Source organism: Streptococcus entericus DSM 14446 (assembly GCF_000380025.1).
Classification (GTDB): domain Bacteria; phylum Bacillota; class Bacilli; order Lactobacillales; family Streptococcaceae; genus Streptococcus; species Streptococcus entericus.
The window spans coordinates 57,200-75,423 of the sequence record NZ_KB904178.1 but is presented as its reverse complement, the minus strand read 5'-3'; the positions used below and the strand labels follow the sequence as shown (position 1 = coordinate 75,423).

At 47.5% G+C, this 18,224-nt stretch carries 13 protein-coding genes; 10 read left to right on the top strand and 3 right to left on the bottom strand.

What is annotated here, in order from left to right; translation table 11 throughout:
• Positions 1-100 precede the first annotated feature (100 nt).
• From A3GW_RS0107250 to A3GW_RS0107220, 7 genes are all read left to right on the top strand, one after another.
• On the top strand, positions 101-2,008 hold the full coding sequence (locus A3GW_RS0107250; RefSeq protein ID WP_026216642.1) for a beta-glucoside-specific PTS transporter subunit IIABC: 1,908 nt from the start codon (positions 101-103) through the stop codon (positions 2,006-2,008).
• Between the two features lie 82 nt (positions 2,009-2,090).
• Positions 2,091-3,542 carry a glycoside hydrolase family 1 protein gene (locus tag A3GW_RS0107245; protein WP_018368622.1) on the top strand — a complete coding sequence of 484 codons (1,452 nt, stop codon included), beginning with the start codon at positions 2,091-2,093 and terminating at the stop codon, positions 3,540-3,542.
• 23 nt (positions 3,543-3,565) lie between these two features.
• Positions 3,566-4,399 carry a Cof-type HAD-IIB family hydrolase gene (locus A3GW_RS0107240; RefSeq protein ID WP_018368621.1) on the top strand — a complete coding sequence of 278 codons (834 nt, stop codon included), beginning with the start codon at positions 3,566-3,568 and terminating at the stop codon, positions 4,397-4,399.
• Positions 4,396-4,998 (top strand): histidine phosphatase family protein, encoded by a 603-nt coding sequence (locus tag A3GW_RS0107235; RefSeq protein WP_018368620.1) that lies wholly within the window; start codon positions 4,396-4,398, stop codon positions 4,996-4,998. The genes A3GW_RS0107240 and A3GW_RS0107235 overlap by 4 nt, the downstream gene beginning before the upstream one ends.
• Before the next feature lie 3 nt (positions 4,999-5,001).
• Positions 5,002-6,441, top strand: a complete 1,440-nt coding sequence (locus tag A3GW_RS0107230) for a 6-phospho-beta-glucosidase (protein WP_018368619.1) — start codon at positions 5,002-5,004, stop codon at positions 6,439-6,441.
• Between the two features lie 509 nt (positions 6,442-6,950).
• Positions 6,951-9,182, top strand: a complete 2,232-nt coding sequence (gene metE, locus A3GW_RS0107225) for a 5-methyltetrahydropteroyltriglutamate--homocysteine S-methyltransferase (RefSeq protein ID WP_018368618.1) — start codon at positions 6,951-6,953, stop codon at positions 9,180-9,182.
• Positions 9,183-9,246: 64 nt separating this feature from the next.
• On the top strand, positions 9,247-11,088 hold the full coding sequence (locus A3GW_RS0107220; protein WP_018368617.1) for a bifunctional homocysteine S-methyltransferase/methylenetetrahydrofolate reductase: 1,842 nt from the start codon (positions 9,247-9,249) through the stop codon (positions 11,086-11,088).
• Between the two features lie 87 nt (positions 11,089-11,175).
• Here A3GW_RS0107220 and A3GW_RS0107215 read toward each other — a convergent pair whose 3' ends face one another.
• Entirely contained in the window at positions 11,176-11,670 is a 495-nt protein-coding gene (locus A3GW_RS0107215) for a hypothetical protein (RefSeq protein ID WP_018368616.1), read from the bottom strand.
• Between the two features lie 225 nt (positions 11,671-11,895).
• Between A3GW_RS0107215 and A3GW_RS0107210 the strand changes: the two genes are divergently transcribed.
• The 3 genes from A3GW_RS0107210 (at position 11,896) to A3GW_RS0107200 (ending at position 15,634) form a co-directional block, all read left to right on the top strand.
• On the top strand, positions 11,896-12,993 hold the full coding sequence (locus A3GW_RS0107210; RefSeq protein ID WP_018368615.1) for a galactose ABC transporter substrate-binding protein: 1,098 nt from the start codon (positions 11,896-11,898) through the stop codon (positions 12,991-12,993).
• Positions 12,994-13,113: 120 nt separating this feature from the next.
• A complete protein-coding gene (locus tag A3GW_RS0107205) occupies positions 13,114-14,637 on the top strand; it encodes a sugar ABC transporter ATP-binding protein (RefSeq protein ID WP_018368614.1) in 1,524 nt (507 codons plus the stop codon).
• Between the two features lies 1 nt (position 14,638).
• Positions 14,639-15,634, top strand: a complete 996-nt coding sequence (locus A3GW_RS0107200; protein ID WP_018368613.1) for an ABC transporter permease subunit — start codon at positions 14,639-14,641, stop codon at positions 15,632-15,634.
• Positions 15,635-15,661: 27 nt separating this feature from the next.
• Here the strand turns inward: A3GW_RS0107200 and A3GW_RS0107195 are convergent, their stop codons facing one another.
• Positions 15,662-16,939: a hydroxymethylglutaryl-CoA reductase, degradative gene (locus A3GW_RS0107195; protein WP_018368612.1), complete on the bottom strand. Its 1,278-nt coding sequence runs from the start codon at positions 16,937-16,939 to the stop codon at positions 15,662-15,664.
• 1 nt (position 16,940) lies between these two features.
• Positions 16,941-18,110 carry a hydroxymethylglutaryl-CoA synthase gene (locus tag A3GW_RS0107190; RefSeq protein ID WP_018368611.1) on the bottom strand — a complete coding sequence of 390 codons (1,170 nt, stop codon included), beginning with the start codon at positions 18,108-18,110 and terminating at the stop codon, positions 16,941-16,943.
• Between the last annotated feature and the right edge of the window lie 114 nt (positions 18,111-18,224).

Genomic DNA, 18,224 nt, shown 5'->3' with positions numbered 1-18,224 from the left:
TACTGACACCCTAGTCAGCCCCATTTTGTTTGGTATTTGTTTAGGTTTTTTGCTTGTTAAAGACCAAGCAATTCAAAAAAATTTTTTGGAGGAGCCTGATATGGCTAAAAAAGATTACACTGAGTTGGCGAAGGATATCGTCGCTCACGTTGGCGGTAAAGACAATGTTAAAAGTCTTCGTCACTGCGTTACCCGTCTGCGCTTTGAACTCAAGGATGAGAGCAAGGCAGACACTGACTACCTCAAAGCTCGCGATGGTGTCGTGACTGTCGTTAAAGCAGGAGGTCAATACCAAGTAGTTATCGGTAACCATGTTCCTGATGTCTATGCGGCAGTGATTGCACAAGGCGTTAAGGGCATCGGTTCACTGGATACTGATGAAGGTGATGATGTTCCTGCATCAGGTAACCTCTTTGATCGTTTTGTTGACTTAATTTCTGGTATTTTCCAGCCTCTACTGGGAGCTCTTGCGGCAGCAGGTATTATCAAGGGTATTGTTGCTATTTTAGCAGCAGCAGGCTTGACACCTGCTAATAGTGCCCTGGCTCTAATTTTGACAGCCGCAGGCGACGGTTTCTTCCAATTTCTTCCTATTTTGGTGGCTTTGCCAGCATCACGTAAATTTAGACTAAGTGAGTTTACAGGTCTTGCAATTGCGGGTGCTATGGTGTATCCAACATTGGTTACCTCTTTGACTGCTTTGAAAGAAGCAGGTCTAGACAACGTTTTTGGCATTCCATTTACTTTGCCAGCAGGTGGTTACCTCTCAAGCGTTATGCCAGCAATCTTGGCAATTTGGGTGGCATCTCACATTGAACGTTTCATGAAAAAAATCACACCAGATGTGGTCAAGCTCTTTGTTGTGCCATTTGTGACCATTATTCTTTCTGTTCCACTAACCTTCCTTCTGGTTGGTCCAATCGCTAACTTTGCTTCAGATCTCCTCAATGGAACATTCAGTGCTCTTATGGAGTTTAGCCCTGTTCTTTATGGCGTGATACTTGGTGTAGCTTGGCAAATCCTTGTGATGTTTGGTTTGCATTGGGCAATCGTTCCGATTGCACTGATGCAAGTCGCTACTCTTGGCTATTCACAAGCCTTAGTTGCAGCCTCCCTTCCTAACTTTACTCAGACTGGTGTGCTATTGGCTATTATGTTGAAAACTAAAGAACAGAAGGTTAAAACAGTAGCAACACCAGCTTTGATTTCTTCAATCTTTGGTGTGACAGAACCTGCCATCTACGGTGTGACCCTGCCGATGAAGATTCCATTCTATATCTCTTGCGCCGTATCAGGTCTTATCGGTGGATATGTGATGTTCTCTGATGTTATTGCCTACTCTTCAGGTGCACTTGGAGTTTTCCAATACCCATCTTATGTGAGCCCAGATGGTAACCTGTCAGGTATGTACACCATGATTATCGGTACAGTAGCAGCGATTGTCATTTCATTTATCATTCAGTACTTTGCGCCAGTGCCTAACCTCTACGGTGGAGGTGATGCGCCAGCAAAAAAGCCTGAAACAGCTCCAGTTCCTGAGCTTAAAGAGATTAAACAGGAAATCTTAGCAGCGCCTCTTATGGGGACGATTGTTCCATTGCCAGAAGTGCCAGACCAAGTCTTTGCATCTGGAGCTATGGGTAAAGGTGTTGCCATTGATCCCATTGACGGTGTCGTTGTAGCCCCAGCTAAGGCTAAAGTGACCTTGGTCTTTCCGACCAAGCACGCCATCGGTTTGACCACTGAAAATGGTGCTGAGCTTCTCATCCATATTGGTATGGATACTGTGTCCCTGGCTGGTAAAGGCTTTAAGTCCTTCGTCGAAGTTGGTGATGTCGTTGAAGCTGGTCAAAAACTATTGGAATTTGACCTGGACACCATTCGTGCAGCAGGTCTGCCAGTTGTGACCCCGATCATCGTCACTAACACCGATGCCTTTACTGACGTCTTGACCAGTCAGGAGCGCCAAGCTCATACGGGCGACTACCTCATGACAACAGTTCGCTAATTGACAATGACACAGGCTCCTTTTCAGACAGTACTTGTTTGAAAAGGTGCCTATTTTGAAAGATATAAAAAGGAGTTTTTCAATGACTTACACATTTCCAAAAGGTTTTCTCTGGGGCGGAGCAACCGCTGCTAACCAATTTGAAGGAGCTTACAACGTTGATGGCAAGGGTTTGTCTGTGCAGGATGTGACCCCTCGTGGTGGTGTGCCTGCAACACCTGGTGATAAAAACCCACTGATTACAGACCAGCCAACTGAGGACAACCTCAAACTGGTAGGGATTGATTTCTACAATCGCTATAAGGAAGATATTGCCCTTTTTGCTGAAATGGGCTTCAAGGTTTTCCGCCTATCCATCGCTTGGTCTCGGATTTTCCCTAACGGTGATGAGCTAGAACCAAACGAGGCTGGACTTGCTTTTTATGATAAGGTCTTTGATGAGTTGGCAAAATATGGTATTGAGCCTTTGGTCACCTTATCTCACTACGAAACGCCGCTGCATCTCGCTCGTCAGTACAATGGCTGGGCTAGTCGGGACTTAATCAGTTTCTATGAGCGTTATGTCCGTACCGTCTTTACCCGCTATAAGGATAAGGTCAAGTACTGGTTGACCTTTAACGAGGTCAACTCTGTCTTGCATGCGCCGTTTATGTCAGGTGGTATCGCGACCCCTGTGGAAGAATTGAGCAAGCAAGACCTCTATCAGGCTGTTCACCATGAACTGGTGGCGTCAGCCTTGGCGACCAAGGTCGGTCATGAGATTAACCCTGACTTCAAGATTGGCTGTATGGTGCTTGCCATGCCAACTTATGGGATGACTTCTCACCCGCTTGACCAGTTAGCAGTGCGTGAGTTCAACAATCAAAACTACCTGTTCAGCGATATTCATGCCAGAGGAAAATACCCTAACTACATCAAGCGGTATTTCAAGGAAAATAACATTGCCATTCAGTTTGCTGAAGGTGATGCAGAGCTACTTGCAGAGCATACGGTTGACTTTATTTCCTTCTCTTATTACATGAGCGTGGCTATGGCTCATAACCCAGAGGATTATGCAACAGGACGTGGCAATATCATGGGTGGTATCACCAATCCTTATCTGGATGCTTCTGAGTGGGGCTGGCAGATTGACCCAGTCGGTCTTCGTTTGGTGCTCAATGATTTCTACGACCGTTATCAGTTGCCACTTTTCATTGTCGAAAATGGTTTAGGCGCAAGAGATGTGCTGGTTGACGGTGCTTCTGGACCGACCGTCGAAGATGATTACCGCATCAACTACCTGCGTGAACACTTGATTCAGGTTGGCGAAGCACTTCAAGATGGTGTTGAGTTACTCGGCTACACGACTTGGGGACCAATTGATTTGGTGTCTGTGTCAACTGCTGAGCTCAGCAAACGGTATGGTTTCATCTACGTTGACCGCAACGATGATGGCACAGGCACACTCAACCGCTACAAGAAAAAATCATTTGATTGGTACAAGGACGTTATCGCTACCAATGGCGAAAGTCTCTACAAATCAGATGATAACTAAGTGCCGCTAACTAGGAGAAGCAGATGAGTAAATACATTTTTCTTGATATTGATGGTACTTTGGTCGACTATGACATGAAGATACCAGAGTCTGCTCGGGTCGCCATTGCCAGAGCTAGGCAAGCAGGGCATAAAGTTTTCATTTGCTCAGGTCGTAGTAAAGCAGAGATTTATCCAGAACTCTGGGATTTGGGGCTTGATGGCTTTATCGGTGGTAATGGCGCGTATATTGATTATCAAGGCCAGATATTAAAAAACCAAGTGTTTACACATCATCAGACAAGGGAAATGGTAGACTGGCTACAAGCTAAACATCTAGGCTTTTACCTCGAATCTCCAAGCGGTCTTTATGCCAGCCCAGATTTTGTCGAAAAAGCAGCGACCATTTATGATACGGACTTGAACCAATCCATGGAGAAAATTCGCTCTATTTTTCCAGACATGATTTACGGCGCAGATCTCTACCGAGATGATGTGGCTAAAATCAGTTTCCGCCTAAACAGTCTAGCCGACTACGAGGAAGCTAAAGCACTCTTTCGCCAGGCGGAGGTTGGTTTTTGGAGTGGTACTGGCAAGGCAACGGAGTTTGGAGATTTAGGTCAACCGGACACACATAAAGCAGGTGCCATTAGAGAATTGCTGATGCATCTGGGAGTGATCTTAGATGATACCATTGCCTTTGGCGATGCAGAAAATGATCAAACCATGCTGGGAACGTGTCATATTGGCGTTGCCATGGGAAATGCGAGGGACAGCTTGAAGGCTACTGCGGATTATGTGACAGATGATGTGACACGAGACGGACTTTACAAGGCTTTTGTCCATCTGAAGTTGATTGAAGAGGAGGAGAGAAGATGACTCAGACACTTTACTTGATGCGACACGGTGAGACCCTCTTTAACACCCAAAAACGAGTGCAGGGCTGGTGTGATTCTCCCTTAACTGACAATGGTATCGCTCAAGCGCAAGCGGCCAGACAGTTTTTTGATGAGGCAGGTATCGCTTTTGACGCTGCCTACTCGTCCACCCAGGAGCGGGCGACAGACACTGCCAAGCTTGTGACTGACCTGCCGGTCACCCAGCTCAAGGGGCTCAAGGAGATGAACTTTGGTATTTTCGAAGCTCAGCCTGAGATGCTCTTACCCAAGCACCATACGGGTGCTACTTCCTTTGAGGACTTGCTTGTGCCCTTTGGTGGCGAGGATATTCGTGAGGTAGGTCGTCGTGTACGGCGGACCATTGCGGAGACCTTGGACAATAGCCGATCAGGGACAACGCTCATGGTCAGTCATGGGGCAGCCATGTGGGGTTTGATTCAGACTTCTGACTGGGAGTGGCCGATGGACTTGCGCCTCCCCAATTGTGCTATCCTAGAGTTCACCTATGACAAGGGCAAACTTGATCTAAAACGCATCATAAACCCAGTAAGCAAAGCTATTCGAGACATAAAGGAGTAAGTCATGACAAACGTAAAACCATTTCCAGCTAACTTTTTGTGGGGCGGTGCAACAGCTGCCAACCAGTGCGAAGGGGCCTACGACGTTGACGGACGCGGTCTAGCTAACGTTGATGTTGTTCCGATTGGCAAGGATCGTTTTCCTATCATCGCTGGTAAGAAAAAAATGTTTGATTTTGAAGAGGGCTATTTCTACCCAGCTAAGGAAGGGATTGATATGTACCATCGCTACAAGGAGGATATTGCTCTCTTTGCAGAGATGGGCTTCAAAACCTACCGCTTATCCATTGCCTGGACACGGATTTTTCCTAAAGGCGATGAAGGAGAGCCAAATGAAGCTGGTCTGGCCTACTATGAAGACCTCTTCAAGGAATGCCGTAAATACGGCATCGAACCGCTGGTGACCATCACTCATTTCGATTGCCCGATGCACCTGATTGAGGCTTATGGTGGCTGGCGCAACCGCAAGATGGTTGAATTTTATGAACGCCTCTGCCGGACTATCTTTACCCGTTTTAAGGGACTGGTCAAATACTGGTTGACCTTTAACGAGATTAACATGATTCTTCATGCCCCGTTCATGGGAGCAGGGCTCTACTTTGAAGAGGGTGAAAACGAGACCCAAGTCAAGTATCAAGCGGCCCATCATGAGTTGGTGGCATCTGCCCTGGCGACCAAGATTGCCCACGAGATTGACCCAGAAAACAAGGTGGGTTGTATGCTGGCAGCTGGCCAATACTACCCACATACCTGCCACCCAGCAGACTACTGGGAAGCCATGCAGAAAGATAGAGAAAACTATTTCTTCATCGATGTTCAAGCGCGTGGCAGCTACCCAACCTATGCGCTCAAACAACTGGAGCGTGAGGGGGTGGTAATTGAGATGGCTGATGGTGATGCTGAGCTCTTGAAGGAGCATACGGTTGACTTTATTTCCTTCTCTTACTATTCTAGCCGTGTGGCGTCGGCTGACCCTGCGGTCAATGAACAGACAGCTGGAAACATCTTTGCTTCCATCAAGAACCCTTATCTGGATGAGTCAGAGTGGGGTTGGCAGATTGACCCGTTAGGCTTACGGATTACCCTCAACACCATCTGGGACAGGTATCAAAAGCCTATGTTTATCGTTGAAAATGGTCTAGGTGCGGTTGATACACCAGATGAGACTGGTTATGTTGAGGATGACTACCGCATTGCCTACCTGCGCGAGCACATCAAGGCCATGAATGCTGCCATCAACGAAGACGGTGTTGAGCTTCTTGGCTACACCACTTGGGGTTGTATTGACCTGGTGTCAGCGAGCACAGGCGAAATGAAAAAACGTTACGGCTTCATCTACGTCGACCGTGATAACGAGGGCAAAGGCACTCTCAAACGCAGCAAGAAAAAATCCTTTGACTGGTATAAACAAGTCATTGCCAGTCAAGGGACGGAGTTAGATTAAGAGAGATTTATTGCTTTAAATAGTATAATGAAAACACCATGGCAGACTCGTCATGGTGTTTATTCGTATTTTTGACTACAAATCCTAATGCGGTTAATGGCTGTCTAGAGATTTCTCATAAAAAATGGCTGGTTGTACTTATTTTTGAGGGATGAATATGTGATTATTTTACTTTTCCTAAATCTTGGTGATAGGGTAATTAGCAATTGGATGAAATAGACACGTGGTTAAATGGCGCCATCAATTTACTGTTAGATTTTGGATCAAGAGGGGGATATAAGACTAGGAAGGTGTAAAAATTAATGGAAAGGTGAGTAGAAAAATTTGTCTGTACCTCACTTTTTAGGCATCATCATAGAGAGGAGACATTGGCGTGATTCATAAAATTATGGTCTTGATAGGGTTTTGTTATAGTTTAAAACTATAGCTGATTATAAAAATATACTAATTGTTTTTTTAATAGACTTAGTTTATGATAAAGAAGTAATAACTTATCAAAGGAGATTATTATGTCAAGAATTTCAAGTTTGGGTTACCCACGTTTGGGTGAGAATCGGGAGTGGAAAAAGCTGATCGAGGGCTACTGGGCTGGCAACATTAGCCAAGAAGACCTCTTTGCACAGGCTAGGGAGCTCCGCTATACCTTCCTCAAGAAGCAGGAAGCTGCAGGGCTGGATTTGATTCCCGTTGGGGATTTCTCCCTCTATGACCACATTTTGGATCTTTCCTTGCAGTTCAACATCATTCCTGAACGTTTCCGTGACCTGCCGCTGGACATCGACCTTTACTTTGCGGTGGCGCGGGGCAACAAGGATCATGTGGCCTCTTCCCTTAAGAAGTGGTTCAATACCAATTACCACTACATCGTGCCTGAGTGGACCCCGACTACAACTCCGCAGCTGACCAACACGCGTCTCCTTGACCTCTACTTGGAAGCGCGTGAGTTGATTGGTGACAAGGCCAAGCCGGTCATCACGGGTCCGATCACCTATGTGGCTCTGTCAAATGGCATAGCAGATATCAAAGCAGCGGTAGACAGCTTGCTTCCACTTTACAAGCAGGTCTTTACAGAGCTGGTTGAGGCTGGTGCGACCTATATCCAGGTTGATGAACCAATTTTTGTGACCGACGAATCGGCTGACTACCTCGACTTGGCAAAAGAGGTTTACACTTACTTTGCTCAGGAAGTTCCAGCCGCTAAACTCATCTTTCAGACCTACTTTGAAGCCTTGATTAGTCCAGACTTGGCGGAACTTCCTGTGGCTGCCTTCGGTTTGGACTTGGTGCATGGTCGTGAGGAAAATCTGGCGTTGATTGCCGACGGTCGTTTGGTAGACAAGGAAGTCTTTGCCGGAGTGGTGGACGGTCGTAACGTTTGGTCAGATGATGTTGCTCAGACCTCTGCTCTGCTATCTGACCTGAAAGGTCGTGTGAAGGAGCTGGTTATCCAACCGTCTTGCTCCCTCCTCCACGTGCCAGTGACCACCAAACAGGAGACGGATTTAGACTCTGTGCTCTTGGGCGGTCTGTCCTTCGCTGATGAAAAATTGACAGAAATCAAGCTCTTAGCGGAGAAACTGGACGGTATTGACAACCCTGCCTACGACCAGCACATCGCTGATTTTGAGGCCTTGCAAGCGGCCGACTTCCGCCATCTGGACTTGGAAAAGATTGCCGATATCCGAACCGAGCGGGCGTCTGATCATGCCAAGCGTAAGGCTATTCAGCAGGAGAGACTGGGTCTGCCGATTCTCCCAACCACAACCATCGGTTCCTTCCCTCAGTCAGCAGAGGTTCGTCGTACCCGTCTGGCCTGGAAACGTGGCGACATCACTAACGAGGCTTACGAGGATTTTATCAAGGCAGAAATCGAGCGTTGGATTCGAATTCAGGAAGATTTGGATATTGATGTGCTGGTGCACGGCGAGTTTGAGCGGGTGGACATGGTTGAGTTCTTCGGTCAGAAGCTGGCTGGCTTTACCACAACCAAGCTGGGCTGGGTGCAGTCCTACGGGTCTCGTGCGGTTAAGCCACCGATTATCTACGGCGATGTAAAACACATCCAACCTCTGACGGTTAAGGAATCGGCTTATGCTCAAAGCCTGACGGATCGCCCTGTTAAGGGAATGCTGACGGGCCCAATCACCATCACCAACTGGTCCTTTGAGCGGACAGACATTTCGCGTGCTGAGCTCTTTAACCAAATCGGACTGGCCATCAAGGATGAAATTCAGCTCCTAGAAGAAGCAGGCATCGCCATCATTCAGGTGGATGAGGCTGCCCTGCGTGAAGGTTTGCCGCTCCGTAAGAGCAAGCAAAAGGCTTACTTGGATGACTCTGTCAATGCTTTCCGAATTGCGACCTCATCTGTGGCAGACAGCACCCAAATCCACACCCACATGTGCTATTCCAAGTTTGAGGAAATCATTGACTCTATCCGTGCCTTGGATGCGGATGTCATTTCCATCGAGACCAGCCGTAGCCATGGGGACATCATCGAGGCTTTTGAAACCGCCGTTTACCCACTGGGAATCGGGCTTGGGGTTTATGACATTCACTCCCCTCGCGTTCCGACCCAAGACGAAGTAGTGGCCAACATCAAGCGGCCACTCCAGCAGTTGGACACGGAGCAATTCTGGGTGAACCCAGATTGCGGGCTTAAGACCCGTGGTGAGGCGGAGACCGTTGCGGCGCTCAAGGTTCTGGTTGCTGCGACCAAGGAGGTGCGGGAGAGCCTATAGGCGCCTTACAGTGGGCAGGGCAGCGGTGCTCTGCCTTTTGTCAAAAAAATAGAAAATAGATGATATGACAAGATTATTAGAACGCTTAAACAGAGAGGTTTTGGTGGCAGACGGGGCCATGGGAACCCTGCTCTACGCGGATGGCTTGGACACCTGTCACGAAGCCTACAACCTGACTCATCCTGAGAAAATCCTGTCCATCCACAGGGCCTATATCGAGGCAGGAGCAGATGTCATCCAGACCAATACTTACGGGGCCAAGCGATATCGATTGGCCGCCTATGGTTTGGCAGACCAGATGGTCGCCATCAATCAAGCGGCTGTCAGATTGGCCAGACAGGCAGCTGGGGAGACGACCCTTGTCTTGGGAACCATTGGTGCGTCTCGGGGACTTCGGCACTGCGAATTGAGTTTGGAGGCAATTGTCGAGGAAACCTTGGAGCAGGCCGAGTCCTTACTTGCAACCAATCAGCTGGACGGGCTCTTGCTGGAAACCTATCACGATACGGAGGAGCTTTTAGCAGTAGTCAAAGCGCTACGCCCCTTGACCGACCTGCCCTTGGTGACCAATGTCAGTCTACAAGAGGTGGGACTGACAGCTAATGGCAAGCCTGTCGTGGAGGTGCTTAGTCAACTGACCAATCTAGGAGCAGATGTGGTTGGTCTTAACTGCCATTTAGGCCCCTATCACATGTTGCAGTCGCTGGAACAGCTTCCCCTCTTTGCCCAGTCCTACCTGTCTGTGTATCCCAATGCCAGTCTCCTCGCCCTGCAAGAAGAGGGAGAGAGCAGTCAGTACAGTTTCCGTCAGAATGCCGACTATTTCGGGCAAATTAGCCGTCTTTTTGTCGCTGAAGGGGCGCGGCTAATCGGTGGCTGCTGTGGCACAACACCAGACCATATCCGAGCTGCTAAAAAGGCCTTGAAAGGTCTGGCACCAATTACTAAAAAAATCGTCAAGGAGGAGCGGCAAACGGTGCACTTGCTCCCGACGACCTCTAGCGGACCGACTTTGGTTGATCACGTAAAGGCTGGCGTGACGGTTATTGCGGAGATTGACCCACCCAAAACCCTTGATTTGACTAAGTTTATCGTTGGTGTCAAGGCTCTGGATCAGGCTGGTCTAGCTGCTATCACGCTAGCGGATAATTCCCTAGCCAGCACGAGGGTTTGCAACCTCAGCTTGGCTGCTCTGCTCAAGGAGCAGGTGGACACGCCCTTCCTCCTTCACATGGCCTGCCGTGACCATAACATGATCGGTCTCCAGTCGCGGTTGCTGGGGATGGATGTCCTGGGCATTGATAATGTTCTAGCTGTGACTGGTGACCCCTCTAAAATGGGGGATTTTCCTGGGGCGACCAGCGTTTATGATTTTACCAGTTTCAAACTGCTGAGTCTGATTAAGCAGCTCAACCAAGGTCAGAGCCACAGCGGTGCTAGCTTGCGCAAGCCGACCAATTTTACGGTCGCGGCAGCCTTCAACCCCAATATCAAGCATTTATCGCGCTCCCATCGCCTGATTGAGAAAAAAATTGCGGCAGGTGCCGACTATTTCATCACCCAGCCCATTTACAGCTCGGCGATTTTGGAGGAAATGGCAGAGCTGACAGCACCTTATGACCAGCCCTTCTTTATCGGGATTATGCCTATTGTTACTTATAACAATGCCCTCTTTCTCCATAACGAAGTGCCAGGCATCAGCCTCTCAGAAGACTTTCTGGTGCGACTAGAAGCCGTCAAGGAGGACAAACAAGCCTGCGAAGCTATCGGACTGGCAGAAAGTAAGGCCCTGATTGACAAGGCGCTGGAACTAGGTTTCAAGGGAATTTACCTGATTACCCCTTTTATGCGCCATGACCTCACCTGCCAGCTGGTAGAATATGTTAAAGGATATCAAAACGTCTAGTTTAGAAAACTAAAAAACCCAGAGACACGATTCACTAAGTGTTTCTGGGTTTTAATAGTTAGGAAATGGTTATTTTAATGTGACACCTTAGCTAATATCAGCATTACTTGTGCTGTTATTCAAGAGCAGTTTAGCTTTTTGGATACTGAAAATGTACAAGGCTAAGAGCCCACCCTGAACAATAATCGCAAAAATAGTTGGGGCAGTACCTTGAATGACATAAGTAAGGAAGTTGTAAATCACACCACCGATACCGACATAGTAAGGCAACAAACTAGGCTGGTTGGCATCGATTTTCTTACGATTTAAGAAAGCAAGGACAAAAACAACCAAATAAGCTAAAGCGACCAAGCCTGTTGCAGCAAGTTCCAAGGCAGGATTCGAATTTTGGATAGCAGCTAATTGTTCGGGTGTCAGCTGAGACTGGATTTGTGCTTGGTACTCTGGATTGTTCATCGCGCTAAATCCAAAAGCCGCCAACGCAACGAGTAAAACAGTAATCGCAGCAAAGATGATATTGATGATGATAACGGCTAGGTTCAAAGATTTTAGACTTTGACGAGTTTTTTCTAATGAAATCATGTTGATTCCTCCTTTTCTTATGTTAGTAATATAACATGAATGCGATAAAAAATCAAGCTGTCTAAAAAATCTCTTAACATCAGCTCTGCAAAATTTTTTCAAAAAAACAATAAAAACTCTTGACAAATATTTAGTAAAAGTTTACTATATAAGAGTAAACGAAATCGCTTACAGCTATTTCAAAAAATTGGTTACTCTTAACATTTAGAAAGGAATGTTTAATAAATGAAAAAAAGTTTGAAGTTTTTAGCTCTCTCAGCCTCAGTTCTTGCCTTAGCTGCTTGTGGTAATGGCGGTGGTTCAGATGCTTCTGGTGGTGGTTCAGGTAAAACCTATCAGGTCGGTGTTGCTATCTATAAATTTGACGACAACTTTATGACCCTTTATCGCGAGGAGTTGGAAACTTATTTCAACAAGCTTAGCGAAGAAACCGGTGACAAGTATGTCTTAGATATCCAAGATGGTAAGCAGGACCAGGCTACCCAAACTGAGCAAATCAATAACTTTATCGCTCAAGGTAAAGATGTAATTTTAGCTAACCTTGTTGACCCAACTGCCGCTGGTAGCATCATCAATCAAGCTAAGTCTGCTGAGATTCCAGTTGTTCTCATCAACCGTGAACCAGAGGTAGAGGAACTTGAAATTTGGGAAGGCAAAACAACTTATGTTGGTGCGGATGCGACCCAGTCAGGAACTTATCAAGGTGAAATCATTGCTGCCACAGACAGTAAGGGTGATATCAACGGTGACGGTAAGGTTAACTACATTACACTCTTTGGAGACCCAGCAAACGTTGATGCTCAACAGCGGACAGCTTACTCTGTCAAAGCCCTTGACGATGCAGGCATTAAGCGTGAAGCTCTAGCGGAGCCATACTTGGCAAACTGGGATACTGCAAAAGGTCAAGAAGTGACCGCAACTGCTCTTGAGCAATTTGGTGATAAACTTGAAGTTGTTTTTGCTAACAACGATGGCATGGCTGTCGGTGCGGTAACAGCGATTAAGGCTGCAGGACGGACTGTTGGTAAGGATATTCTGGTGGTCGGTGTTGATGCTATTCCAGATGCTATGGAGCTCCTTGAAAAAGGTGAGTTGACTGGTACAGTGCTTAACGACCATTACAACCAATCTCATACAGCAGCAGATGTAGCTGTGAAATTGATGAAGGGCGAAGATGTTGCTTCTTACTACTGGGTCAACTATGTTAAAGTGACCAAGGCAGCTGATGCAGAATTAAAAGCTGCAGAAGCCAAAACAGAAACAACTAAAGAAGCCAAAGCACGCTACGAAGAACGTGCAAAAAGTGAAAAGAACAGCAACTAATTAATCATCTAAAGAGTAACCCAATTTCATGAACAGTGTGTTCTCACGTGCCTGCTGGCCAGTCCGTTGTCTGTCGCGTGGGGACACATTTTTGTCAAAATAGAAAGAGAGACATGGTGAATGAGTGATTATATTTTAGAAATGACGAATATTACCAAAACATTCCCTGGGGTCAAGGCTTTAGATAACGTAACCTTCAAGCTCCGACCAGGAACAGTGCATGCACTAATGGGAGAAAATGGTGCAGGCAAGTCTACCTTAATGAAGTGTCTGTTTGGGATTTATCATCGTGACGGTGGAAAGATTATTTTTGATGGGAAAGAGGTTGATTTCAAGGAGTCCAAGGAGGCAATTGATGCTGGGATTTCGATGATCCATCAAGAACTTCAACCGATTCGTATGATGACCATCGCAGAAAATGTCTTTTTGGGCAATTATCCTTTGGGCAAATTCAACTTGGTTGATCATGCTAAGATGAACGAAGAGACCAAAACGCTTCTCAACGAGGTCGGGCTTTATATTGACCCCAAAACCTTGCTGAATGAATTGACGGTTTCCCAAATGCAATCTGTCGAAATTGCCAAGGCAATCTCACACAATGCCAAAATCGTTATCATGGATGAGCCAACCTCATCATTAACGAGCTCTGAAGTGGAGAAATTATTTGAAATCATTGATAGTCTAAAAGCGAAAAACATCGGGATTATCTATATCTCTCATAAAATGGATGAAATCTTACGAATTTCAGATGACATCTCCATCATGCGCGATGGTCAGTACGTGGGGACTTGGCCTGCTAGTGAGATGACCACGGCTAAGATTATCCAAAACATGGTTGGACGTGAGCTGACCAGTCTCTTTCCACCGAAAACTAATGTGGTGTCTGATGAGGTGATTTTAAGGGTTGATGGATTGACTTCTCCTAATCCTCTATCTTTCAAAGATGCAAGTTTTGAGCTTTACAAGGGTGAGGTTTTAGGCATCGGTGGCTTGGTTGGTGCGCAACGGACAGAGCTTATGGAAGCCCTCTATGGCTTGAGGGTGCTGGAACGAGGTGAGATTTCGGTGCATGGTCAGCCAGTGACCATCAAGAAACCAGCGGATGCCATTGCCAATAAAATCGCTCTGGTGACAGAAGACCGTCGCTACAACGGGATTTTTGGTGTCTTATCAATCACTGATAATGCCTCTATCGCAGCCCTTAAACAGTATGTTGGAGGCTTTGGTTTGCTCAATGAGCAGAAGATGAATGAAGTTGTTGATAGCAATGTATCGCGCCTAAGGGTTAAAACACCGAGCAATAAGACGCAAATTGGTAGCCTGTCTGGCGGTAACCAACAGAAGGTGATTTTAGCACGTTGGCTGGCTAATAACCCTGATATTCTGATTTTGGATGAGCCGACACGTGGTATTGACGTTGGGGCCAAGTATGAGATTTATCAGATTATCAATAATCTAGCAGCTGAAGGAAAAGCCATCATCATGATTACTTCTGAAATGTCTGAATTGCTAGGCGTATCAGATCGTATCATGGTCATGTGTGAAGGGCGAGTTTCAGGTTTCCTTGACCGTGATGAGGCGACACAAGAATCAGTGATGACACTTGCTACCAAATTTATGGTGGGTGAACAGGAAGGAGAATAAGATGTCTGACACCAAAAAAAACTTTAATCTTGGCGATTTTTTGACCAAGAATTCCATGTATATCGTTGTTGCTGTGATGATTCTCTACACAGGTTTGACGAAAGATAATTTCTTTACACTAGGAAATGCAGCCAATATCATGGCCAATACGTCTGTGCGGTTTATCATCGCTTTAGGGATTTCAGGGTGTTTGATTACCCGAGGTACTGACCTTTCAGCTGGTCGTATTGTTGGTTTGACAGCCATCATCACAGCAACCTTGGTGCAAAAACCTGACTTTGTTGGGAAATTCTTCCCAAATCTGCCTGATTTGCCAATGATTGTGCCCCTCATTGCAGCGCTTCTTGTTGGTGCACTGCTCGGACTGTTTAACGGGACAATTATCTCATTCCTCAACGTTCCACCCTTCCTAGCGACACTTGGTACCCAAATCATGACCTATGGTTTAGTCTTGATTTACTCTCAAAGTAAACCAATTGGAACGTTCAAAAATGAATTTGTCAATTTGGGACAAGGCAAATTGTTTGGTGTTGTGCCTTACATCACAGTCATTGCTGCTCTGGTTGGTCTAGGCATGTGGGTGCTTTACAACAAGACCCGTTACGGTAAGTACATGTACGCAATCGGCGGTAACGAACATGCTGCTGAGGTATCAGGTGTCAATGTCCGCCTATCAAAAATCAAAATTTTCCTCTTGGCAGGCCTCCTCTACGGTCTAGCTGGTTTTCTCTTGACTGCTAAGACAGGTTCTGCTGGTGCAGGGGCTGGTTTCGGATATGAACTTGACGCTATCGCTTCGGCGACCATTGGTGGTGTGTCTACGGCTGGTGGTCAGGGAACGGTACCTGGCATTCTCCTCGGGGTATTCGTCTTTGAGCTTCTCAAAGTCTGCTTGACCTATCTGGGTGTATCGCCAGATATGACAAACGTTATCCAAGGACTTGTGATTATCGTTGCTGTGGCGCTCGATATTCGCAAAACCATGGTGCGTCGCTAAACAAAAACTGATTGGGCTAAAGCCCAATCAGTTTTCTTGTCTTATGTTTTGTAAGATAGCGGTTGCAGTTTCCAGATTCATGTGCTGGGCGCTCAGGAGTTCCTTGACCACACGGTCAGTCTCAGCAGAGCTAGCTCCTGCGAGCAGGGCTAGGGATTTGGCGTGGAGTTTCATGTGCCCAGCCTGAATGCCTGTTGAGGTCAGCGCCTTTAGGGCTGCCAAGTTCTGTGCCAGACCGATAGCGACGATAACCCGAGCCAGTTCCTTGGCGGTCGGTTGCCCAAGAAGGTCATGGGCAACCTGAACACTGGGGTTAAGCCCAATTGAGCCGCCCTTAGTAGCGATGGGCATGGGGAGAGTCAGCTGACCAAGCAGCTGGGCCTTGTCCTCGCTAAGGCTCCACCTTGCCAGACCTCTGTACTGGCCATCGCGACTGGCGTAGGCATGGCCACCAGCTTCAATGGCTCGCCAATCGTTACCTGTTGCCAAGACCACCGCATCAATACCGTTAAAGATTCCCTTATTATGCGTGCTGGCACGGTAGGGGTCAGCTTGGGCGAATTGGCTGGCCAGTGCAATCTTTTCAGCTAGGTCTAGCCCTTCTGCGGTGTTTCGACTGAGCAGGCGCAGGTCAATCGCGCAGGTTGCTGTGACCAAACTCTCAGTGGCATAGTTGGATAGGATAGCCATCAATCGTTTGCCCTGTGTCAGTTCTTCCAAGACAGGGGCAAGGGCTTCGCACATGGTATTGACCATATTGGCGCCCATGGCTTCCTGAGGATCAACTTCCAGATAGACCACCAGCAGTGGTGTGGTGTTTTCCACGACCTCAACACGGAGAGTTCTGGCACCGCCACCTCGTTTGACGATGGAGGGATGGGCGGCATTGGCCAGTTCCAGTAGCTGGTCAGTCTGGTCTATGATGGCTGTCTGTGCTGCCAGCAAATCTGGCACATCATAGAGGGCCACTTGCCCAATCATGTGGCGCTTGTGGACGGTTGTGGTAAAGCCACCAGAGCGCTTGACGATCTTGCTGGCAAAGCTGGCTGCTGCGACGACAGACGGCTCTTCGGTGGCAAAGGGCACTTGGTAGACCTTACCGTCTATTAGCACATCAGGGACTAGCGCTAAGGGGAGGCTCAGAGTGCCTAGCAGATTTTCCACCATCTGGTCGGCGACCTCTAAAGGCAGTTGCTGGTTGGTTGCTAACTGATTGAGCCGTTCTGGGCTTAGGAGCTCTTCTTTTTGGAGAATAGCCAAGCGTTCCTCACGGCTTTTCTTGTAAAATCCTGTCCATGTGCTCATCTTAGTTTACCTTTTGATAGATTCGTTGGTGCTGGTCAATGGCTGTCAGGGCATAGGCACCTGTCTGATAGGTCTTAAAGCTGGTTGAGCCTGTCTCATCGAGCTGAGCTTCGTCGTAGAAGAGGGCTTCGTAGGTATCAACCGAAATCGGGGTGCGCAAATCCAGCTCAGCCTGACGATCTGTCCGTAAGTGCTGCTCAAAACCGTCAACGATAGTCGCCGTGAAAATCTCACAGACCGCTCCAGAACCGTAGCTAAAGAGACCAATCTGGTCACCTGCTTCCAGAGCTCTGCTATTTTCCAAAAGAGAGAGCAAGGAGAGGTAGAGGGATCCTGTATAGATGTTGCCAATCTGGCGGTTGTAGGTGATGGCGGCGTCAAAGTTGCTTGTCAGACGGTCGCGGTCGGTCTCTGTAAGGTCATCTGTCATGAGGCTGTCCAGCCCTTTTTTGGCTAGTTTAGGGAAGGGCACGTGGAAGCAGAAGGCTGCCAGCTGGTCGAGTGAGGTGCCAAAACGTTTTTGGTGCTCAGCCCAAGTTGTGGTCAGGCAGTCCAGGTACTGCTGGGTCGAGAAAGCGCCTTGGACGTAAGGGGTCGTTGAGTAGTTGGGCCGCCAGAAGTCCATGATGTCGCGGGTTTGTGCCAGATTGTCATCGTTGAGGATGAGGGTACGAGGGTTGCTGCTAACGATGAGGGCAAGAGCCCCCGCTCCTTGGGTCGCTTCACCACCTGAGGCAATGCCGTATTTGGCGATGTCGCTGGCGATGACGAGGACACGACGGTCTGGGAATTTTTCCACGTGGCGCTTGGCATAGTCAAGGCCCGCTGTGGCAGCATAACAGGCCTCTTTCATCTCGATGGAGCGAGCAAAGGGTTGGATGCCCAAGAGCCCGTGCAGGAAGACACTGGCTGCCTTACTCTGGTCAATGCCAGTCTCGGTCGCAAAGATAATCAGGTCGATGGTTTCTCTATCTTCATCAGTCAGGATTTGACTGGCTGCAGAGGCTGCCATGGTCACGATGTCCTCGGTGATAGGTGTGATGCTCATGCTGTCCAGCATCAGTCCTTTGGTGAATTTAGCAGGTTCGACACCACGTGCCTGAGCAAGGTCTTCCAGAGAAAGACGGTATTGGCTGGTCGCAAAACCGATGCGGTCAATTCCGATAGTCATAATAGTTTCCTTTTTCTGTAAAATGTCATGCTTTTTTATTCTAACATATTTTAGCTAGAATAGTCTGGAAAAGCTCCGTTTTTGACGGAAATCGGTCTTTGGATGGAGGGCTAT